Annotated in this window: 20 protein-coding genes; 11 read left to right on the forward strand and 9 right to left on the reverse strand. The window is 61.3% G+C overall.

The genetic code is table 11. The features are described 5' to 3' along the window. Positions 1 to 7 precede the first annotated feature (7 nt). The 5 genes from GL286_RS00175 to GL286_RS00195 form a co-directional block, all read right to left on the reverse strand. A complete protein-coding gene (locus GL286_RS00175; RefSeq protein ID WP_155093542.1) occupies positions 8 to 1,414 on the reverse strand; it encodes a TRAP transporter large permease in 1,407 nt (468 codons plus the stop codon). A gap of 3 nt (positions 1,415 to 1,417) precedes the next feature. Beyond that, positions 1,418 to 1,990 (reverse strand): TRAP transporter small permease, encoded by a 573-nt coding sequence (locus GL286_RS00180; protein WP_155093543.1) that lies wholly within the window; start codon positions 1,988 to 1,990, stop codon positions 1,418 to 1,420. Positions 1,991 to 2,057: 67 nt separating this feature from the next. After that, the gene (locus tag GL286_RS00185) at positions 2,058 to 3,032 is read right to left on the reverse strand and encodes a sialic acid TRAP transporter substrate-binding protein SiaP (protein ID WP_155093544.1); all 975 of its coding nucleotides are present in this window, start codon (positions 3,030 to 3,032) and stop codon (positions 2,058 to 2,060) included. Between the two features lie 44 nt (positions 3,033 to 3,076). Continuing rightward, on the reverse strand, positions 3,077 to 3,787 hold the full coding sequence (locus tag GL286_RS00190) for a FadR/GntR family transcriptional regulator (RefSeq protein ID WP_155093545.1): 711 nt from the start codon (positions 3,785 to 3,787) through the stop codon (positions 3,077 to 3,079). A 158-nt stretch (positions 3,788 to 3,945) separates the two neighbouring features. After that, positions 3,946 to 5,001, reverse strand: coding sequence for an Ldh family oxidoreductase (locus tag GL286_RS00195; protein WP_155093546.1), 1,056 nt, complete (start codon positions 4,999 to 5,001; stop codon positions 3,946 to 3,948). A gap of 59 nt (positions 5,002 to 5,060) precedes the next feature. Between GL286_RS00195 and GL286_RS00200 the strand changes: the two genes are divergently transcribed. The 6 genes from GL286_RS00200 (at position 5,061) to GL286_RS00225 (ending at position 11,422) form a co-directional block, all read left to right on the forward strand. Further along, positions 5,061 to 6,047 carry a GntR family transcriptional regulator gene (locus tag GL286_RS00200; protein ID WP_170294994.1) on the forward strand — a complete coding sequence of 329 codons (987 nt, stop codon included), beginning with the start codon at positions 5,061 to 5,063 and terminating at the stop codon, positions 6,045 to 6,047. Positions 6,048 to 6,161: 114 nt separating this feature from the next. Next, the gene (locus GL286_RS00205) at positions 6,162 to 7,175 is read left to right on the forward strand and encodes an ABC transporter substrate-binding protein (protein ID WP_155093548.1); all 1,014 of its coding nucleotides are present in this window, start codon (positions 6,162 to 6,164) and stop codon (positions 7,173 to 7,175) included. Continuing rightward, on the forward strand, positions 7,175 to 8,641 hold the full coding sequence (locus GL286_RS00210; protein ID WP_155093549.1) for a sugar ABC transporter ATP-binding protein: 1,467 nt from the start codon (positions 7,175 to 7,177) through the stop codon (positions 8,639 to 8,641). Before GL286_RS00205 ends, GL286_RS00210 begins: the two co-directional genes overlap by 1 nt. Next, positions 8,638 to 9,564, forward strand: coding sequence for an ABC transporter permease (locus tag GL286_RS00215; protein WP_343038795.1), 927 nt, complete (start codon positions 8,638 to 8,640; stop codon positions 9,562 to 9,564). The genes GL286_RS00210 and GL286_RS00215 overlap by 4 nt, the downstream gene beginning before the upstream one ends. Next, on the forward strand, positions 9,561 to 10,517 hold the full coding sequence (locus tag GL286_RS00220; RefSeq protein ID WP_155093550.1) for an ABC transporter permease: 957 nt from the start codon (positions 9,561 to 9,563) through the stop codon (positions 10,515 to 10,517). The genes GL286_RS00215 and GL286_RS00220 overlap by 4 nt, the downstream gene beginning before the upstream one ends. Further along, positions 10,514 to 11,422 carry an SMP-30/gluconolactonase/LRE family protein gene (locus GL286_RS00225; RefSeq protein ID WP_155093551.1) on the forward strand — a complete coding sequence of 303 codons (909 nt, stop codon included), beginning with the start codon at positions 10,514 to 10,516 and terminating at the stop codon, positions 11,420 to 11,422. The genes GL286_RS00220 and GL286_RS00225 overlap by 4 nt, the downstream gene beginning before the upstream one ends. Here the strand turns inward: GL286_RS00225 and GL286_RS00230 are convergent, their stop codons facing one another. After that, the gene (locus GL286_RS00230) at positions 11,423 to 11,782 is read right to left on the reverse strand and encodes a hypothetical protein (RefSeq protein WP_155093552.1); all 360 of its coding nucleotides are present in this window, start codon (positions 11,780 to 11,782) and stop codon (positions 11,423 to 11,425) included. Between the two features lie 137 nt (positions 11,783 to 11,919). On the opposite strand from GL286_RS00230, the gene GL286_RS00235 reads away from it, so the two are divergent. Next, positions 11,920 to 12,735, forward strand: a complete 816-nt coding sequence (locus tag GL286_RS00235) for a thymidylate synthase (RefSeq protein WP_155093553.1) — start codon at positions 11,920 to 11,922, stop codon at positions 12,733 to 12,735. Further along, positions 12,735 to 13,214 (forward strand): dihydrofolate reductase, encoded by a 480-nt coding sequence (locus GL286_RS00240; RefSeq protein ID WP_155093554.1) that lies wholly within the window; start codon positions 12,735 to 12,737, stop codon positions 13,212 to 13,214. The genes GL286_RS00235 and GL286_RS00240 overlap by 1 nt, the downstream gene beginning before the upstream one ends. 51 nt (positions 13,215 to 13,265) lie before the next feature. On the opposite strand, the gene GL286_RS00245 is transcribed toward GL286_RS00240, so the two are convergent. Next, complete coding sequence (locus tag GL286_RS00245; protein ID WP_343038797.1) at positions 13,266 to 14,048, reverse strand: 3-hydroxybutyrate dehydrogenase; 783 nt, start codon at positions 14,046 to 14,048, stop codon at positions 13,266 to 13,268. 366 nt (positions 14,049 to 14,414) lie between these two features. Here GL286_RS00245 and GL286_RS00250 point away from each other — a divergent pair, with 366 nt between their 5' ends. From GL286_RS00250 to GL286_RS00255, 3 genes are read left to right on the forward strand one after another with little or no spacing between them, the layout of a single operon-like run. Beyond that, positions 14,415 to 16,271: an extracellular solute-binding protein gene (locus GL286_RS00250; RefSeq protein WP_155093555.1), complete on the forward strand. Its 1,857-nt coding sequence runs from the start codon at positions 14,415 to 14,417 to the stop codon at positions 16,269 to 16,271. A gap of 2 nt (positions 16,272 to 16,273) precedes the next feature. Continuing rightward, positions 16,274 to 16,402 (forward strand): hypothetical protein, encoded by a 129-nt coding sequence (locus tag GL286_RS22760; protein WP_281352066.1) that lies wholly within the window; start codon positions 16,274 to 16,276, stop codon positions 16,400 to 16,402. Beyond that, on the forward strand, positions 16,402 to 16,752 hold the full coding sequence (locus tag GL286_RS00255; RefSeq protein WP_155093556.1) for a hypothetical protein: 351 nt from the start codon (positions 16,402 to 16,404) through the stop codon (positions 16,750 to 16,752). Before GL286_RS22760 ends, GL286_RS00255 begins: the two co-directional genes overlap by 1 nt. A 3-nt stretch (positions 16,753 to 16,755) precedes the next feature. Here GL286_RS00255 and xth read toward each other — a convergent pair whose 3' ends face one another. Both xth and GL286_RS00265 read right to left on the reverse strand, forming a co-directional pair. After that, complete coding sequence (gene xth, locus GL286_RS00260) at positions 16,756 to 17,541, reverse strand: exodeoxyribonuclease III (protein WP_155093557.1); 786 nt, start codon at positions 17,539 to 17,541, stop codon at positions 16,756 to 16,758. Positions 17,542 to 17,579: 38 nt separating this feature from the next. Further along, positions 17,580 to 17,915 carry a HesB/IscA family protein gene (locus GL286_RS00265; protein ID WP_155093558.1) on the reverse strand — a complete coding sequence of 112 codons (336 nt, stop codon included), beginning with the start codon at positions 17,913 to 17,915 and terminating at the stop codon, positions 17,580 to 17,582. Between the last annotated feature and the right edge of the window lie 12 nt (positions 17,916 to 17,927).

The raw sequence follows: 17,927 nt of genomic DNA on the forward strand, positions 1-17,927 counted from the left end.
GTCTCTCCTACCTGATCAGGCCAAGCTGCGTCGGCAGCCACAGCGTCAGTTGCGGAACGAAGGTGATCAGCAACAGCGCGACGAATAGCGGGATCATCCACGGCAGGATGGCCAGCGCCGTGCGTTCGACCGACATCTTGGAAATCCGCGACAGCACAAACAGCACCATCCCGACCGGAGGCGTCAGCAACCCGATCATCAGGTTCAGCGTCACGATGATGCCCAGATGGACCGGATCGATGCCATAACGCGCCGCGACCGGCATCAGGATCGGCACAAGGATCGAGATCGCCGCAATCGTGTCCAGAAACGCGCCGACGATCAGCAGGATCACGTTCACGATGATCAGGAAGGTCCACCAGTTATCGGTCAGCGCGAACATCCCGTCCGAGAACATCTGCGCCGCCTGACTGACCGTCAGCAGCCATGCAAAGATCGAGGCGGCGGTGACGATGAACAGAACCGAAGCCGTGGTCTCGATAGTGTCGAACGACGCCTTGGCAAGGCTGCGGAAGGTCATGGTCCGGTAGCGCACCAGCCCAAGGAACAGCGACCAGATCACGGCGGCGACGGCGGCCTCGGTGGGGGTGAACCAGCCCATGGTCATGCCGCCGATCAGCAGGACAGGTGCCATCAGCGCCATGACCGCGTGCCAGTCGAAATACCAATCCAGTGCGATCAGCGCCGAAAGCCCGATCAGCACGGCCACGTTCACCGACAGACCCGCCAGCACCAGCAGATAGATCGCGACGGGGAAGCTGAGGACGATCAGCACCTCGATAGAGGCCCCCATGAGTTGCTTCAGATCGAACGGCGTGTCCGACCCCCAGCCCTTGAGGCGCGCAAAGATATAGACGGTCAGCATCATCAGCACGGTCATCACGATGCCCGGCAGGATACCCGCCATGAACAGCGCCCCGATCGAGGCATTGGCCATCATCCCGTAGATTACAAAAGGCAGCGAGGGCGGGAAGATCGGACCCAAAGTGGCGGATGCAGCGGTGACGCCGACGGCCGCCTCGACCGGATAGCCGTGATCCTTCATCGCCTTGATCTCGATGGTACCGATGCCCGCGGCGTCGGCCAGGGCCGTGCCGGACATGCCCGAGAAGACCACCGAGCCGATGATATTCACCTGCGCCAGTCCGCCCTTCATCCAGCCGACCAGCGACAGGGCAAAGTGATAGATCCGGCCAGTGACACCCGCGATATTCATCAGGTTGCCCGCAAGGATAAAGAACGGCACAGCGATCAGCGGGAAGCTTTCGACCCCTGCGATCATGCGTTGCGCCGCGATGATGTCGGGGGCGACGTTATACACCCCGATATAGGCCAGCGAGGCCACCGCCATCGACACCGCGACCGGCACGCCGATCAGCATCAACAGCAAGAACAATCCGATCAGCAGCAGCATGGCTCAGACTCCTGAATAGCCGGTTTCGGCCGCCTGCTCGCGGACGGTTTTCCGATTGGTCATGTCGCGGACGAAATTCTGGACCGAGCGGAGCAGCATCAGCACGAAGGCCACGAAGACGGTATAGAAGACAAAGCCGCGCGGCAGATCGACGGTCACCATGCGCTCGGTTCCGACGACGCCGATATAGCGCCACATCAGCCACGACATGTAGCCGAAGAAGCCGATGCAGATGACATCGACCGCGATCTCGATGGCGCGGCCCAGCTTTCGCGGCAGGAAGTTGAAAAGCAGATCCACCACGATATGGCGGCACAACCGCACGCACATGACCGCGCCAAGGAACACGATGATCACAAGGCAGTTCGCCGCGATTTCCTCGGTCCAGGTCAGGCTGTTGTTCAGGGCATAGCGGGTGAAGAATTGCAGGAACACGCAAAGCCCCATGGCCCAGAAGACCGCAAGCGTGATCCAGTCCTCGATGGAATAGGGCGAAAGATCGACGGGGCCGCCATCATCCTCGAAGGCATGCGCCATCTCTTCCACGCTGATGGGCGTGTGATCTTGGTCTGCCATGTCATGGCTCCGGATTTTGTTCGAGGGGGTCCCCGGCGCGGACCAGCCGGACGCCGGGGAGTTGCCGTTACTGGACCGCGCGGATGGCTTCCCAGTCTTCCTTGTTATAGCCGAAGTCTTCCATCTTGACGTTCTCGAGGACCGTCTTCTCGAAATCGGCCTTGTCGACCTCGGTCACGCCGATACCCATGCCCTTGAACTTCTCGACTAGAGCAGCCTCGCGCTCTTCGACGATCTTGGTGCCACGTTCTGCGGCTTCCATCATCACCTCGGAGAAGATCTTCTTGTCTTCATCCGACAGGCTGGCCCAAAGCTGCTTGGAGACCACCGTGTTCAGGTGATCGACGATGTGGCCGGTCAGCGCGATGTTCTTCTGGACCTCGTAGAACTTCTTGGCCTCGATGGTGGTCAGCGGGTTTTCCTGAGCCTCGACCGTGCCGTTTTGCAGCGCCAGATAGACCTCGGCGAAAGCGATGGGCGAGGTGTTCGCCCCGCAGGCGCGCGGCATGGCCAGATAGGCGGGAACGTCGGGAACGCGGATCTTCAGACCCTTCATGTCGGCGCAGGACTTGATGTCCTTGTTCGCCGTGGTCTGGCGCGTGCCGTAATAGGTCACAGCGGTGATGTGATTGCCCGAGGCTTCCTCATAGCCCGCCGCCAGCTTCTTGAAGACGTCGCTTTTGGTATAGGCGATCAGGTGCGACGGATCGCGGAAGATATAGGGGTAATAGGTCACGCCAATCGGCTTGTAATCGCGCGAGGCAAAGCTGGAACCCGAGATGATGATATCGACCGTACCCAGTTTCAGGCCCTGGTTGATGTCGGCTTCCTTGCCAAGCTGCGAGGCCGGAAAGACGTCGATCTTGTAGCGACCATCGGTGCGTTTGGCGATTTCTTCGGCGGCCCAGACGGATTCGGTGTGGAACGGCTCGGATGTCTCGTAGACATGCGCCCATTTCAGCGCCGTCTGTGCCTGAGCGGCAATGGTGCTTGCCATCAGCATGGCGGCGGCCCCCATCAGGCCTTTCATCGTGAACTTCATGCATATCCTCCCAGTAGCGTTGAGTTCAGTCTTCTTCTTGGCAGTCAGGCTCCCTGATTTCGTTCGACCAGAAAGCTTTCGGTAAAACGTCGTTGCGACTCGGTCAGGTGATGGCGCATCGCCTCACGCGCGGCAGAAGCATCGCCATCCGCAATCGCGTCGCGGATCGCCCCGTGTTCGGACAGGGCCAGACGCCATGTGCGCGGGCCTTCGAAACGGGTCGAAAACTGCATGAAAAACGGAGAAAGCCGCTTTTCGTAGATCTGCGCGGTAAAGTTTGCCAGCACCGAGTTCCCCACGCCCGAGGCAATCGCTATGTGGAATTGACCATCCAGCAGAATTGCCTGTGCACGATCATTCAGCGCCGCAGCCATGGCGTTCAGATTATCATCCAGCCGCGTGACCAGTTCATGGGTGACATGACGCGCGGCCTCTTCGGCGATGGCGCTTTCGACGATGCATCGCGCCTGTAAGATCTCGAGTGGCCCTTCGGAATCGGTGCTGATCGCACTGCCTTCGGGAGCCGGATTCGGACCGACATAGATCCCCGAGCCCATGCGGATTTCAACATGCCCCTCGACCTCGAGCGCGATCAGGGCCTCGCGCAGCGACGGGCGCGAGACGCTGAGCAGCTCGGCCAGATCACGTTCGGACGGCAGCCGCTCACCCGGCGCAAGCGCCTGAGTGGCGACAAGCGCCATGATCTGGTCGGCCACCTGCCGGTATTGTCGGCGGGGGCGGGTGTCGTTGAGCATGTATCCTCCGGTCCTGCGCCGCCTCCTCGCGGCGCTGGGGTCAAACTGGTTTGACCAATTGCAGACTAGAAACGGTTTGGCGACTCGGTCAAGAATTTTCTGATACGATTTCCCTGTTTTTATTGCTGCCATGCAGCGAAACTGTCCCTTTCGACTGGTCAGGCCAGTGGAGCAATCCCCAAGGTTTCCGCCAAGACACGAAACTCTTTTGCGGTCACGGGGTCCAAGATCACGCCCTTTTCGGCCCGAATCCGAGAGATTTCCCATTCACGATCCCCCGGCGCCATCACCCGACAATCCTGACGCGCGGGCGAGTCACGCAAAACCTGAAGATAACGCCGCATACCGGCATCGAAGTTTTCTGGGGCAAGAAACGCTTCGGGGTTCAGCGCAAGGACAAATGCACCCATCTGCCGCGGCGTGGAAAAATCGGGGCCGCCCATCGGCAGGATGTCGAAACTCAGCTTCATGCCGGTCAGCACGGCGCTGAAAATCTCGGCCACTCCGGCCAATGCCGCACCCTTGAAGCCGAACTCGCCGCCCAGTGGAGCAAGCATCTCGGCCGCATTGGGATCGGTCGTATCCACCCCCGCCGCATCCGAGGCAACAGCCTCGGGCAATCGAACCTCGAGGCTGCGGTAAAGCTGCACGCGGTTATAGGGAATCGCGCTGGTCGCCATGTCCAGAAACCACGGATCACCTCCCTGAACCGGCACGGCGACCGAGATCGGATTTGTGCCGTGGAACCGCATCGCTCCATCATGAAGCCGGACAAAGCTGTCTGAATTACAAAAGCTTATCCCGATAAAACCGGCCTGTGCCGCAGCAAGAGAATACGCCCCCGCCGGACCGAAATGCGAACTATTGCGGATCGCAACGGCCCCCAGACCGAACTGGCGGGCAAGTTCGACGGCTCGGTCCATGCCGTGATACGCGCCCACCGCGCCCTGCGCATTGTCGGCGTCCAGAACCTCGACCGCGCCGAAACCGCCGACCTTTTGCAACAATGGGCTACGGTTCAGGCGCCCTCCCTGCAAGGCTTTCAGATAATGCGGCAACAGGCGCACACCATGACTATCGACGCCGAAGGTCGTGCCGTGCAGCATCGCGCGGGTCGCGGCATCGGCGGTTGCCTGATCCGCCCCGACCGCCAGAAACGCATGTCGGCAAAACAGATCCAGATCCTGCAAGGCGATGTGCTGGTCGGTGGTCATATATCCTCGCTCCCAAAATGTCCCTTGCATACACTAGGCACAGGCCGGATGATGACACAATGACCAGACGGCCAGAAACATCCAGTCCCGCCTCGCGCCTGTATCAGCAGGCCGCCGACGCGCTTTCGCATGAGATCGCGCGTGGCCTGCTGCCCGATGGCCGCGCGCTGACGCAAGTTGGCGTGGCAGAACGATTCGGCATCAGTCGTGCGCCAGCCCGCAAGGCACTGGAGGTTCTGGTCGGGCTTGGCCTGCTGGCCAAACAGGAATCGGGGCGTTTCCGCGTCACGACGAATGCCCTTCCGATAGATGCCCCCCTACCCGAGCATTCCGGTCTGCGCCTGACCGCTCAGACTGGCTGGGAACGGATCTATCCCGAAATCGAACTGGCCATCGTGTCGCGAAGCTCGCTGGGCAGCTGGCGGCTGAACGAGGCAGCGCTGGCGCGTCATCACGGCGTCAGCCGCACCATCGCCCGCGATGTCGTCGGCCGCCTGCAGAACCGCGGCATCATCGACAAGGACGAACGCGGGCGCTGGTTCGCGCCGGGGCTGACCGCGCACCATATGGACCAGTTGTTCGAACTGCGTTGGTTGCTGGAGCCGGTGGCCATGGAAAAGGCGCTACCCCATCTGCCCGCTGGCCTGCTCGACGCAATGCGGGACGAACTGGAAGCCGCGATGGAAAAGGGCGCGCAGCGCGATGCGGGTCTGCTGGATTACCTCGAACACCGGCTGCATGTCGAACTGCTGGGCTATTGCGGCAATGACGCGCTGATCCGCGCGATCAGCCTGCCGCAGTCCCTGCTGATCGCGCATCACATGCTGTACCAGTTGACGCTGGAACTGTTCGGGACCGAACCGTTTCTGGCCGAGCATCTGGAAGTGGTGAACCGGCTGCGTGCGGGCGATATCGACGGAGCCAAGGGCGCACTGATCGCGCATCTGCGCATCTCGCGCCGCCGTTCGCTGCTGCGGATCGAAGCGGTGCAGGACATGATCCAGCCCGCGCCGCTACCCTATCTTGAACGGATCGACGCGGGCTGACCGTATTGTCGTAGACGATGAATTTGGCCTCTAGGCAGAAGGGCGATCTTGCCTATCCTGCCCGAGGAGAGAGGGCCCTTTGGGAGAGGGGCCAGAACAGGGGAGGAGAAGGACATGACCTGCAAGGGATTGCTGCTGACTGCCACCACGATAGGTCTGCTGCTGGGCACGCAGACCATGGCCGACACGGCCGATAAGAAAATTGCCCTGTCCAACAATTACGCCGGAAACAGCTGGCGGCAGGCGATGCTGGAAAGCTGGAAGCGCGTGACGGACAAAGCCGTCGCCGATGGTGCGGTCGCCAGTGCCGATGCGTTCACCACCGCCGAGAACCAGGCCACCGAACAGGCCGCCCAGATCCAGAACATGATCCTGCAGGGCTATGACGCGATTGTCGTCAACGCCGCCTCGCCCACGGCGTTGAACGGCGCGATCAAGGAAGCCTGCGATGCCGGGATCACCGTGGTGTCCTTTGACGGGATCGTGACCGAGCCCTGCGCATGGCGGGTCAAGGTCGATTTCGTCAAGATGGGCCGCGACGAGGTCGAATATCTGGCCAAGCGCCTGCCCGAAGGCGGCAACCTGTTAGAGATCCGCGGGCTGGCCGGTGTCTCGGTCGATGACGAGATCCATGCCGGTATCGAGGAAGGCGTCAAGGCCAACGCCAACTTCAAGATCGTCGGCTCGGTCAATGGTGACTGGGCCCAGGACGTGGCGCAAAAGGCCGTGGCGGGCATCCTGCCATCGCTGCCGGAAATCGCGGCCGTAGTGACACAGGGCGGGGACGGCTATGGCGCGGCGCAGGCCTTTGCTGCTGCCGGTCGCCCGACGCCGATCATCATCATGGGCAATCGTCAGGACGAGTTGAAATGGTGGGGCGAGCAGCGCGACGCGAATCAATACGAGACGATGTCGACCTCGATCGCACCGGGGGTCAGCACGCTGGCGTTCTGGGTCGCCCAGCAAATCCTTGACGGGCAGGACGTGCCCAAGGAACTGACAGTGCCCTTCCTGTCGGTCACGCAGGATACCTTGGATCAGGCACTTAAAGACACGCCCGAAGGCGGTGTCACCAATGTCGATTACAGTCAGGACGACGCGAAGAAAGTAATCGCCGGATCGAAGTAATGGTCGTACGGACAGGGGACGACCAGACCGGGGCGCAAGCCGTCCCGGTCGTGGAACTGCTGGGCGCCTCGAAAAGCTTCGGGGCCCTCAAGGCACTGGATCACGTCGATCTGCGGATCGCCGCGGGCGAATGTCTTGGTCTGGTCGGCCATAACGGCGCGGGCAAATCCACGCTGGTCAATCTTATCACCGGTCTTTTCGCACCAACCGAAGGACAGGTGCGCTATGCCGGTGCGGCCAACCATCTGGAGGCAGGCATTCGGGCCATCTCGCAGGAGGGTACGCTTTGCCCGAACCTGACCGTGCTGGAGAACCTTTCTGTTGTGCAGAGGGATCTGACTGGCCTTGGCTGGCGGCGTCGCGCGGCGGACCGGATCAGATCGGCGCTGGACGTCATTTTCCCCGGACATCGTATCAGGTCCGACAGTCTGGTCATCGACCTGACGCTGGCGGAACAGCAGATGGTAGAGATCGCCATCGGCTTCGCAGATGGCCTCCGCCCTGCCCGTCTGGTCGTATTGGACGAACCGACATCGTCGCTGGATGCCTCGATCGCGGCGCAACTTCTGGCCCATATCCGCCGGTTCTGTGCCGAGGGCGGAGCGGTGATCTTCATCTCGCATATGATGGGCGAGATTTTCGACACCGCCTCTCGCATCGTCGTGATGCGTGACGGACGCCTGATCGCCGAGCGTCCGGCTGGCCAATTCACCCGACAGGGGCTGGTCGATGCGATGGGGCATGTGACCGAAAGCGACGTCCAGCCCAGCCCAGCCGCTTTGGCCCGCGCGCTTGGCGACAAGTCACAGGCCATCCTGCGCACTCCCGAAGGAATCGAGGCCCGCAAGGGCGAAATCGTTGGCCTTGCCGGACTTGCGGGGCATGGACAGGCCGAGGCACTGGCGCGGTTCTATCTGTCGCAAAGTTCGGACTGGCACGGTGCGGCACGACCCGCCGCAGCCTTTGTCGCGGGCGACCGCAAACGCGACGGGCTGATGCCGATTTGGTCGATCCGCCGCAACCTGACCCTTGCCGCACTGGATACGCTGACGCGATGGGGTCTGATCGACACAGCGAAAGAAGCCGCAATCGGCGCGGAATGGCAGCGCCGGATCGGCATCCGCACCCCCGACATGGGCAATCCCATCCTGTCGCTCTCGGGCGGCAACCAGCAGAAGGTGCTGTTCGCCCGTGCGCTTGCCACCACCGCTGGGGTGATCGTCATGGACGACCCGATGCGCGGCGTCGATATCGGCACCAAGACCGAGGTCTATGACATGATCCGCCACGAGGCCGCCCGGGGTCGCACGTTCCTGTGGTACTCGACCGAGATGGACGAGATCCGCAACTGCGACCGCGTCTTTGTTTTCCGGAACGGAACGATCTCGGCCGAGCTGGAAGGCGACCGCATCTCCGAGGAAAACATCCTAGCCGCCTCGTTCCAATTCGATGAGGACGCCGCGTGAGATCCGTCAGTCCCCGCCTTGTCTTGCCGGTCCTGTCGCTGACCGTGTTGATCGCCGCCGTGTTCTGGCTGCAACCCCGCGCCATGAGCTATGTCGGGATCAATCTTCTGTTCAATCTGGCCGTCCCGATCGCGCTGGCAACCGTGGCGCAGATGATCATCATCATGGTCAACGATATCGACCTGTCGATGGGGGCATTCGTCAGCCTGATCGCCTGTATCACCGCCGCCATCCTGCCTACCGATCCCGCGTTGGGCATCGCCATGCTGGTCGGCTGCGTGCTGGTCTACGCCGCCCTTGGCGCGCTGATCGAGATCCGGCAATTGCCCGCAATCGTCGTAACCTTAGGCATGTCCTTCGTCTGGTCAGGGGCCGCCGTCCTGATCCTACCTTCGCCCGGAGGAACGGCTCCGGTCTGGCTGACCGCGATCATGAAGGCCAAGCCGCCATTCGTTCCGGTCGCCATCATCGCAAGCGTCCTGATCGCGACGGTCGCGCATCTTATCGTCATGCGATCAAGCTTCGGCGTGAAACTGCGGGCGCTTGGCGGCAATGCGCGGGCGGTATCGCGTTCGGGTCGGTCAACCGTCCTTCTGCGCGCCTCGGCCTATGGATTGGCGGGGATTTTTGCAATGCTGGCCGGAATGGCGCTGGTCGGGCTGACAACCTCGGGCGATGCGAATATCGCGCTGCGCTACACGCTGCTGTCGATCGCGGGCGTGATCCTTGGCGGAGGCGAATTCACCGGAGGCCGCGTTTCGCCCGTGGGAGCGGTGATCGGGGCGCTGACATTGACTCTGGCGGGCAGCTTCCTGTCGTTCCTGCGCCTTTCCCCCGACTGGCAGATCGGCGCGCAGGGCGCGATCCTGATCCTTGTTCTGGCCGCGCGACTGGTGGTCCGTCAGGCGGAGAAACGGTCATGACGATGATCCACAAGGCGCCGTGGTTCTGGGCATGGGTCGCCGCAATCGCGGCCTTCTGCGCCACATGGTCGCTCAGCGCCGGAGGGGCCGGAGGAACCGCGCTGGCCGTCGCCGCCCTGACCTTCGGCAGTTTCTCGGTGATGACGGGGCTGGGGCAGATGCTGGTCATCACAATGGGGCCGGGAAACACCGACCTGTCGATCCCCGCGACGATGACGCTGGCCGCAACCCTGTCGCTGAAACTGATGGGAGGGATGACGGGTTCGGCAGGACTGATCGTTCTGGCGGGGCTTGTGTCGGCGCTGGCCATCGGTGCGGGCGTCGGTGTCGCGAATTTCGCCTTGATCCGCCTGCTGCGCATCCCGCCGATCATCGCGACACTCTCGGCCAGCTTTCTGTACCAGTCCTTGGCGATCTGGTCGAACCGGGGCCTGCGGATCAAACCGCCTCAGGTCTTGGCCGATTTCACCACCGGACGGGCACTTCTGGGCATACCTAACCTTGCTTGGGTCGCGCTGATCATCAGCTTCGGCTTCTGGGTCTTGCTGAACCAAAGCGGCTTCGGGCGGCGTATCTCGGCCATCGGACAGAACCCGCGCGCGGCTCGGTTGGCAGGCGTTCCCACCGCTCGCGTCAGCGCCACGACCTATGTGATCTGCGCCATCATGGCAGGGCTGACCGGCTTTTTGCTGGCGTGTTTCTCGGGCGGGGCCGCGCTGAACATGGGGGCCGAGTTCCTGCTGATGTCCATCGCCGTGACCGTGATCGGAGGCTCCTCGATCGCGGGCGGCAATTCGAACGTGCCGGGTATCTGGGCCGGCGCGCTGTTCATGTATCTCATTGTATCCATGCTGAACTCTTACGGTCTTGGAGCAGGCGTTCGCTTGCTGTCTACCGGGATCATCATCATCGCCATTGTCGCCGCCGCCAGCGGCAGAAAGGCCCGCCTATGAGCATTTACGACCAGCGAGATCCGCGTTTTCGCAGCCTGATCCACCCCAATGCCCAGCTTCGTCAGATCGGCAGCGGCTTCGAATGGGCCGAGGGACCGGTATGGTTTCCCGCCGCGCAGATGCTGTTGTTTTCGGACATTCCTGCGCATCGGATGATGCGTTGGACGGCGGAGACGGGCTGTACGGTCTTCCGCGAGGATTCCGATTACAGCAACGGAAACACCCGCGATCCGTCGGGGCGTCTGGTCACCTGCCATCACGGGTTGCGGGCAGTGACCCGCACCGAACATGACGGCAGACGTACGGTTCTGGCGTCGCATCATGCGGGCAAGCGGCTGAACTCGCCCAATGACGTGATCGCGCGTTCGGATGGCAGCGTCTGGTTCACTGACCCGACCTATGGCATCCTGTCCGACCTCGAGGGATACCGCGCCTCACCGGAACAGGATGGTAGCTTTGTCTATCGCATTTCGCCGGAAGGAGGCGATCCGGTCGCCGTGGTCACCGATTTCACCCAGCCGAACGGCCTGTGCTTTTCACCCGACGAACGCCTGCTTTACGTGGCCGAGTCGGGCTCAAGCCATAATCCCGACGTACCGCCGGTGATCCGCGTTTTCGACGTGTCCGAAGACGGCACTGTCGGCAATGGCCGCGACTTCGCGATGATAGACAAGGGGTTGCCCGATGGAATCCGCTGCGATGCGCGAGGAAACCTGTGGTCTTCGGCCGCGGATGGGGTGCATGTTTTTGCGCCGGACGGAGCGCTTCTCGGCAAAGTTCTGGTGCCCGAGGTCGTCTCGAATATCTGTTTCGGCGGGCCAAGGGGGAACCGCCTGTTCATCACCGCGACCACAAGCCTTTATGTCGTCGCCGTCGATGCCACAGCAGCAGGTTGGCCAGCCTGATCACCAATGGCGCGCCAGCACCGCTCCGATCCGGTGTCGGGCGTCGCGCAAGACCGGACTTGTGCGCGGGTTTGGCGCGGAATCCTCGATCCGCGCCAATTGCTCAGACGCCAGCGCCAGACATTCCGACCGCGACAGCCCGATCCAACGCCGTGGCAACAGGATGGTACGCGTCCGGATCAAACGGGCGGTGTCCTGACTCCAGATCAGGAACCAGCTTGGCCCTGCTGCCCGTGCGGTCCAGCCGACCGGACAGATTGCAGCACGCTGCATCGACTGAAGGCTGCGCAATTCGGATTTGCCGCAACAGGTGGTGAACAGGAACAGCAGGTCCAGAACCTTGTCGGAAAGCTGGGTCATCTGACTCTTGGCCCCCTTCGCTAACATCGGACCATAATACACGACTGATGCAATAGTTTATATCGTTATTTTGCATTGGACCCTGCTTTGGGTTAGCCCATGCCTACCGACACTTCGACTGGACGAGGAATCCGCCCATGCGCCAATATCATTCCGCGCTGCAAACTGTGCTGACGCAGGGCACCCCGTCGACCGACCGGACGGGGACCGGCACGATATCTTATTTCGGCATGCAATGCCGCTATCCGTTGGCCGATGGTTTTCCGCTGGTGACCACCAAGAAATTGCACCTGCGCTCGATCGTGCATGAGCTGCTTTGGTTCCTGTCAGGCGACACGAATATCCGCTATCTCAAGGAAAACGGCGTCTCGATCTGGGACGAATGGGCCGACGAGAATGGGGATCTGGGTCCGGTCTATGGCCATCAATGGCGACATTTCCCGACCGTGCGCGAAGAGGATGGCCGCGTCGTCGTGGGCGAGGTCGACCAGATTGCCGAACTGGTCGAGCGGATCCGCAAGACCCCCGATTCACGGCGACTGATCGTATCCGCATGGAACCCCGGTGAGGTGGACCAGATGGCCCTGCCGCCTTGTCACACGCTGTGGCAAGTGCGTGTGCAAGGCGGGAAACTGCATCTGCAACTGTACCAACGCTCGGCCGACATGTTCCTTGGCGTGCCGTTCAACATCGCCTCCTACGCGTTGCTGGCCCATATGCTGGCACATGTGACCGGTTATGAGGCGGGCGATTTCGTTCACACGATGGGCGATGCGCATATCTATTCGAACCATCTCGAGCAGGTGCAGACCCAGCTTGAACGGGAACCACGCCCCCTGCCCCGTTTGCGCATCACCCGCGACGTGAAGTCGATTTTCGATTTCCGCTTCGAGGATTTCGAATTTCTCGATTACGATCCCGCGCCTGCGATCAAGGCACCGGTGGCCGTCTGATGCTAAGCCTGATCGTCGCCCGCGCCCGCAACGGAGCCATAGGCAAGAACAACGAGATCCCGTGGCACTCGCCCGAGGATCTGAAAATGTTCCAGCGCGAGACCACCGGTGGTGCCATCATCATGGGCCGCCGGACATGGGTCAGCCTGCCCTTCAAGCCCCTGAAGAACCGGTTGAATATTGTCGTGACGCGTGATGCACATTTGTCCGAGCATGTCGCGGGCTCGGTCCACGAGGCCGTCAACATGGCGTCAAAGGCCGGTTACAACCGCATCTACGGCATCGGCGGCGAGGCGATCTACCGCGAGATGCTACCGTTGGCCGACCGCCTGCTGCTGACCGAAGTCGATCTGGAGATTCTCGGGGCCGACGCCTTTTTTCCGGACTTCAACGAGGCCGATTGGCTGGAACTTGCAAGCCGCCAACTGCCCGGCGAAGGTCCGGCCTGCACTCTGCGCGAGTTGATCCGCCGCCGCTAGACCCCGACGGGTGCTTATAGCGGCTGCGGCCGGACAGGCATCAGCGACGGATCACAGCGCCGTCCAGCCACCATCGACCGAAATCGTCGTGCCGGTTACCTGATTGGCCGCAGCCGAACACAGAAAGACCGCCGTTCCGCCGATTTGATCGACGGTGGCGAACTCGCCCGAGGGCTGGCGCTGCAACATGACCTTGGCGATGACATCTTCGCGGCTCATGTTGTGGGTTTTCATCTGGTCGGGGATCTGCTGTTCGATGATCGGGGTCAGGACATAGCCCGGACAGATCGCATTGCAGGTGATCGATTCTCTCGCGGTTTCGAGCGCCGTGACCTTGGTGAAACCGACGATGCCATGCTTGGCCGCGACATAGGCCGATTTGAACGGGCTTGCCGTCAGGCCATGCGCCGAGGCGACATTGATGACCCGCCCCCAGCCCGACTTACGCATCATGGGCAGGGCAACTGCGGTCGTATGGAAAGCCGAGGACAGATTGATCGCGATGATCGCGTCCCATTTTTCGGCCGGAAACTCGGGAATCGGAGCGACATGCTGGATGCCCGCATTGTTCACTAGGATGTCGCAACTGCCGGCCTTTTCGATCAGCGCACGACACTCGCCCCCCTTCGACATGTCGGCCTGAATGTAGCGCACCTTGACGCCATGCTTGGCGGCCAGCGACTCGGCCAGGGCATGATCCTCGTCACGATCGGTAAAGCTGTTCAGGACCAGATCAGCCCCGGCTCGGGCCAATTCGGTCGCGATTCCCAATCCGATACCCGAATTGGACCCCGTAACCACCGCCGTCTTGCCACCCAGAAACTTTGCAAACACTGCCGACACCCTCCTCAGCCATGAGGCGGCAGCATGTGTAAAATCCCGTTACGGCACAAGCCTTAGCAAATGGCCGCAAAAGGGCCGCCCGACTACATCTTTTCGTGAGGTCGCAATCCGCGTCACTGGGATGTCAGATCGCCCGATTACGACGCAGAGCCTTGCAATCGCCAAAGAAAAAAGCGCCCGCACAGGGCGGGCGCGAGTCATGAGGCAGGTTTCATACAGGCAAGAAACCTATCGAGCAGTGCTTTATCTATACGCTTTTCACCTGTTGAGTCCAATGGGTAAGTTTGCCACAGGGCGAAGGGATCGCTAATCTGATCCGTGACAAAACCACAGACCCGAAAAACAGGGCGATCGAGCATGCGATTCTACAAATTCTCTAACGAATCCGCGATCTGGCGGTCACTCGCCTTTGCCGTGTGTGTTGCAGCGATGCCGCTGGCAAGCTCTGCCGAACCCATGCATGCCATTGCAATGTATGGAGAACCCGCGCTCAAACCCGGTTTTGAGCATTTGCCCTATGCCAATCCGGACGCGCCCAAGGGCGGCACGATTCGACTGGCCGAGTCGGGAACCTACGATTCGCTCAATCCATGGATTCTGATGGGCAATCCGGTCTGGCCGATCTTTACCCAGCCGGGCCTGCTGACCGAATCCCTGATGATGCGCTCGATCGACGAACCGTTCACGCTATACGGACTACTGGCCGAAAGCGTCGATACCGATCCTGACCGGACATGGGTCGAATTCACCCTGCGCCCCGAGGCACGTTTCTCGGACGGCACGCCTGTCACTGTCGAAGACGTGATGTGGTCCTACGAGACCTTGGGAACGAAGGGCCACCCGCGTTACACCGCAGTCTGGTCCAAGGTCGCCAAGATGGAGCAGACCGGCCCGCGCTCGGTCCGGTTCACCTTCAACACTGCGGATCGCGAACTGGCGCTGCTGATGGGAATGCGCCCGATTCTGAAGAAGACGCAGTGGGAGGGCAAGGATTTCAGCCAGTCCGGGCTGATGCCTCCGATCGGGTCGGGGCCCTATGTCATCGACAAGGTCGATGCCGGACGGGCGATCTCGTTCAAGCGCAACCCCGATTACTGGGGTCGTGACCTGCCGGTGAACAAAGGGCTACACAATTTCGACGAGGTCCGGTTCGACTATTTCGGCGATGCCTCGGCCATGTTCGAGGCGTTCAAGGCGGGCGAGACCGATATGTGGCGCGAATTGGTCGCCGCACGTTGGGACCGCGATTTCGACTTTCCCGCCGTCCGCGACGGGCGGGTGCTGAAATCGGAAATCGCCAACCAGCGCCCTTCGGGGATCATGGGTCTGGTGATGAACACCCGCAATCCGATCTTTGCCGATTGGCGGGTGCGCGAGGCTCTGATCGAGGCGTTCAATTATCGCTTTATCAATATGACCCTATCAGGCGGCAAAGACCCACGGATCACCAGCTACTTCTCGAATTCGGAACTGGCGATGAAGTCGGGGCCCGCCACGGGCCGCGAGGCGGAACTGCTTGCCCCCTTTGTCGCCGAACTGACCCCCGGCACGCTTGAAGGATACGCCTTACCCGAGGGCGGTGAACGCGCGATTGACCGCACGGGAATCCGCGCCGCGTTGAAGCTGCTCGAACAGGCTGGCTGGACCGTACAGGACGGCCAGCTTCGCAATGCCCAAGGCAGCCCCTTTGCCTTCGAGATCTTGCTGAACCAATCGGGCAGCGCCATGCGCTCCAGTTCCGAAACACGGCAGATCGTCGATATCTTTGTGGAATCGCTTCGGAATCTGGGCATTCGCCCACAGGTGACGCTGCTGGATTCTGCGCAATATGTCGAACGGACGAACAATTACCAGTTCGACATGACGTGGTATGAACGTGGCCTGTCCCTGTCCCCCGGCAATGAGCAATTGCTGTATTGGGGCAGCGCCGGTGTCGAAAAGACCGGAACCAAGAACTGGATGGGCATGAAATCCCCCGCCGCCGAGGCGATGATTGCCGAAATGGGCCATGCCACCACCCAAGAGGATTACCGCGCCGCAGTGCGGGCTTTGGACCGCATCCTGACCGCCGGTCGCTACGTCATTCCCGTAAGCTATTCGCCGATTTCGCGCTTGGCGCATCGTTCGAACCTACATTATCCTGAGAAAACGCCACTTTACGGGGATTGGCCCGGCTTCATGCCGGAAACCTGGTGGCAAGAAGAGAGGAAGTGAAATTGACGCGGATCGCAACCCTAGTCGCCCTTCTGGCGTTGGCCGGATGTAACACAGTCTCGGGCGTCGGTGAGGACATCACCGGCGTTGCGCAATGGGCACAAGGGAACATGGGAGGATCGGGTTACTGATGAAGTGGGTTCATGTCAGCGAAAATTGGTCCGCCTTTTTCGAGGCCATTCTTGAAAAATGGCCAGAGGCGGATGTCGATGAGCTTGAAGAGATCGACGGCGATCAGCGGGCTTTCATCAAATATATCTCGGAGGTGACAGATCAGGAAATCGCCGAGACAAGGGACGAGATCCGTGAATGGCTGGCTGGAGAAATCCCGGCCGACATCGTCATGGACCCCGGCCATGACAATCACTCGATCGCTCTTTCCGCCAAATATGTCGGCGAGGGCGAGGATGAATCCGATGACGATGCGCGGTTCGGCGATGATGACGAGATCCTCGACGATGGCGACGAGAATCGGGTTTAAGGCTCAGGCGTCCAAATCGACCCAGACCGGAACATGATCGCTGGGTTTGTCCTTGGCGCGTTCATCCCGGTCGATGCCGACCTCGATCAGCAAATCGGCGGCCTGAGGCGATAGCAGGACATGGTCGATGCGGATGCCATTGTCCTTTTGCCACGCGCCGGCCTGATAATCCCAGAATGTGAACGGGCCGCGCGAATTGTCCTGATCGCGCAGCCGCACCGCGTCCGTCCAGCCATCATTGATGATCCGCCGTAACGCCGCCCGACTTTCCGGCTGGAACAGCGCGTCATCGACCCATTTCTCGGGGTTGGCGGCGTCACGCGGTTCGGGGATGACGTTGTAATCCCCCAGCATGACGGTCGGAATCTCGTCGGCGCGAAGCACACGGGCGCGGGCGCGCAGCCGCTCCATCCATGCCAGTTTGTAGTCGAATTTCGGTCCCGGTTGCGGGTTGCCATTTGGCAGGTACAGCCCTGCGATCCGCACGGCGCGGCTTCCGACGACGGTCGCCTCGATATAGCGGGATTGCTCGTCGGTATCGTCCCCAGGCAGGCCGCGCACCACATCCTCGAGCGGCAGTTTCGACAGGATGGCGACACCGTTGAAGCCCTTTTGGCCATGGGTCTCGATATTGTAGCCCAGATCGGCGATCGGCTCGGCAGGGAAGGCTTCGTCCTGCGACTTGATCTCCTGCAAAACGACAACGTCGGGGCGGGCTTCGGAAAGCCAGCCGGTCAGTGTTTCGATACGGGCGCGGACGCCATTGATGTTGAATGTCGCGATCTTCATGGCGGGCAGACTAGCCGTGCCCGCCCGGTTAGACCAGATCAGATCGAGAATGACGTTCCGCAGCCACACGACGAGCTGGCATTCGGGTTTTCGATGATAAACCGCGCCCCGATCAGTTCGTCGCTGAAGTCGATGACCGCGCCGGTCAGAAACGGCAGGGACACCGGATCGACGACAACGGTCTGGCCGCTGCCCTGCAGGATCAGGTCGTCATCGGCAGGTTCGTCCAGCCGGATATCGTATTGAAAGCCCGAGCAGCCGCCACCGGCGACCGCGACCCGCAACGGGCGCGCCGGACCATCGGAATTGATTTCGGCCAGCCGAGCAAAGGCACGCTCGGTGACCTTGGGGGGCAGCGTTAACTGTACGTTCATGGGGCGTTCCCG

The organism is Paracoccus aestuariivivens (genome assembly GCF_009711225.1).
GTDB lineage: Bacteria > Pseudomonadota > Alphaproteobacteria > Rhodobacterales > Rhodobacteraceae > Paracoccus > Paracoccus aestuariivivens.

What these genes read in the sequence shown, in the direction of transcription:
- GL286_RS00175 (WP_155093542.1), bottom strand. Translation starts at nt 1,414, where the DNA reads ATGCTGCTGCTGATCGGATTGTTCTTGCTGTTGATGCTGATCGGCGTG.
- GL286_RS00180 (WP_155093543.1), bottom strand. Translation starts at nt 1,990, where the DNA reads ATGGCAGACCAAGATCACACGCCCATCAGCGTGGAAGAGATGGCGCAT.
- GL286_RS00185 (WP_155093544.1), bottom strand. Translation starts at nt 3,032, where the DNA reads ATGAAGTTCACGATGAAAGGCCTGATGGGGGCCGCCGCCATGCTGATG.
- GL286_RS00190 (WP_155093545.1), bottom strand. Translation starts at nt 3,787, where the DNA reads ATGCTCAACGACACCCGCCCCCGCCGACAATACCGGCAGGTGGCCGAC.
- GL286_RS00195 (WP_155093546.1), bottom strand. Translation starts at nt 5,001, where the DNA reads ATGACCACCGACCAGCACATCGCCTTGCAGGATCTGGATCTGTTTTGC.
- GL286_RS00200 (WP_170294994.1), top strand. Translation starts at nt 5,061, where the DNA reads ATGACCAGACGGCCAGAAACATCCAGTCCCGCCTCGCGCCTGTATCAG.
- GL286_RS00205 (WP_155093548.1), top strand. Translation starts at nt 6,162, where the DNA reads ATGACCTGCAAGGGATTGCTGCTGACTGCCACCACGATAGGTCTGCTG.
- GL286_RS00210 (WP_155093549.1), top strand. Translation starts at nt 7,175, where the DNA reads ATGGTCGTACGGACAGGGGACGACCAGACCGGGGCGCAAGCCGTCCCG.
- GL286_RS00220 (WP_155093550.1), top strand. Translation starts at nt 9,561, where the DNA reads ATGACGATGATCCACAAGGCGCCGTGGTTCTGGGCATGGGTCGCCGCA.
- GL286_RS00225 (WP_155093551.1), top strand. Translation starts at nt 10,514, where the DNA reads ATGAGCATTTACGACCAGCGAGATCCGCGTTTTCGCAGCCTGATCCAC.
- GL286_RS00230 (WP_155093552.1), bottom strand. Translation starts at nt 11,782, where the DNA reads ATGACCCAGCTTTCCGACAAGGTTCTGGACCTGCTGTTCCTGTTCACC.
- GL286_RS00235 (WP_155093553.1), top strand. Translation starts at nt 11,920, where the DNA reads ATGCGCCAATATCATTCCGCGCTGCAAACTGTGCTGACGCAGGGCACC.
- GL286_RS00240 (WP_155093554.1), top strand. Translation starts at nt 12,735, where the DNA reads ATGCTAAGCCTGATCGTCGCCCGCGCCCGCAACGGAGCCATAGGCAAG.
- GL286_RS00250 (WP_155093555.1), top strand. Translation starts at nt 14,415, where the DNA reads ATGCGATTCTACAAATTCTCTAACGAATCCGCGATCTGGCGGTCACTC.
- GL286_RS00255 (WP_155093556.1), top strand. Translation starts at nt 16,402, where the DNA reads ATGAAGTGGGTTCATGTCAGCGAAAATTGGTCCGCCTTTTTCGAGGCC.
- xth (WP_155093557.1), bottom strand. Translation starts at nt 17,541, where the DNA reads ATGAAGATCGCGACATTCAACATCAATGGCGTCCGCGCCCGTATCGAA.
- GL286_RS00265 (WP_155093558.1), bottom strand. Translation starts at nt 17,915, where the DNA reads ATGAACGTACAGTTAACGCTGCCCCCCAAGGTCACCGAGCGTGCCTTT.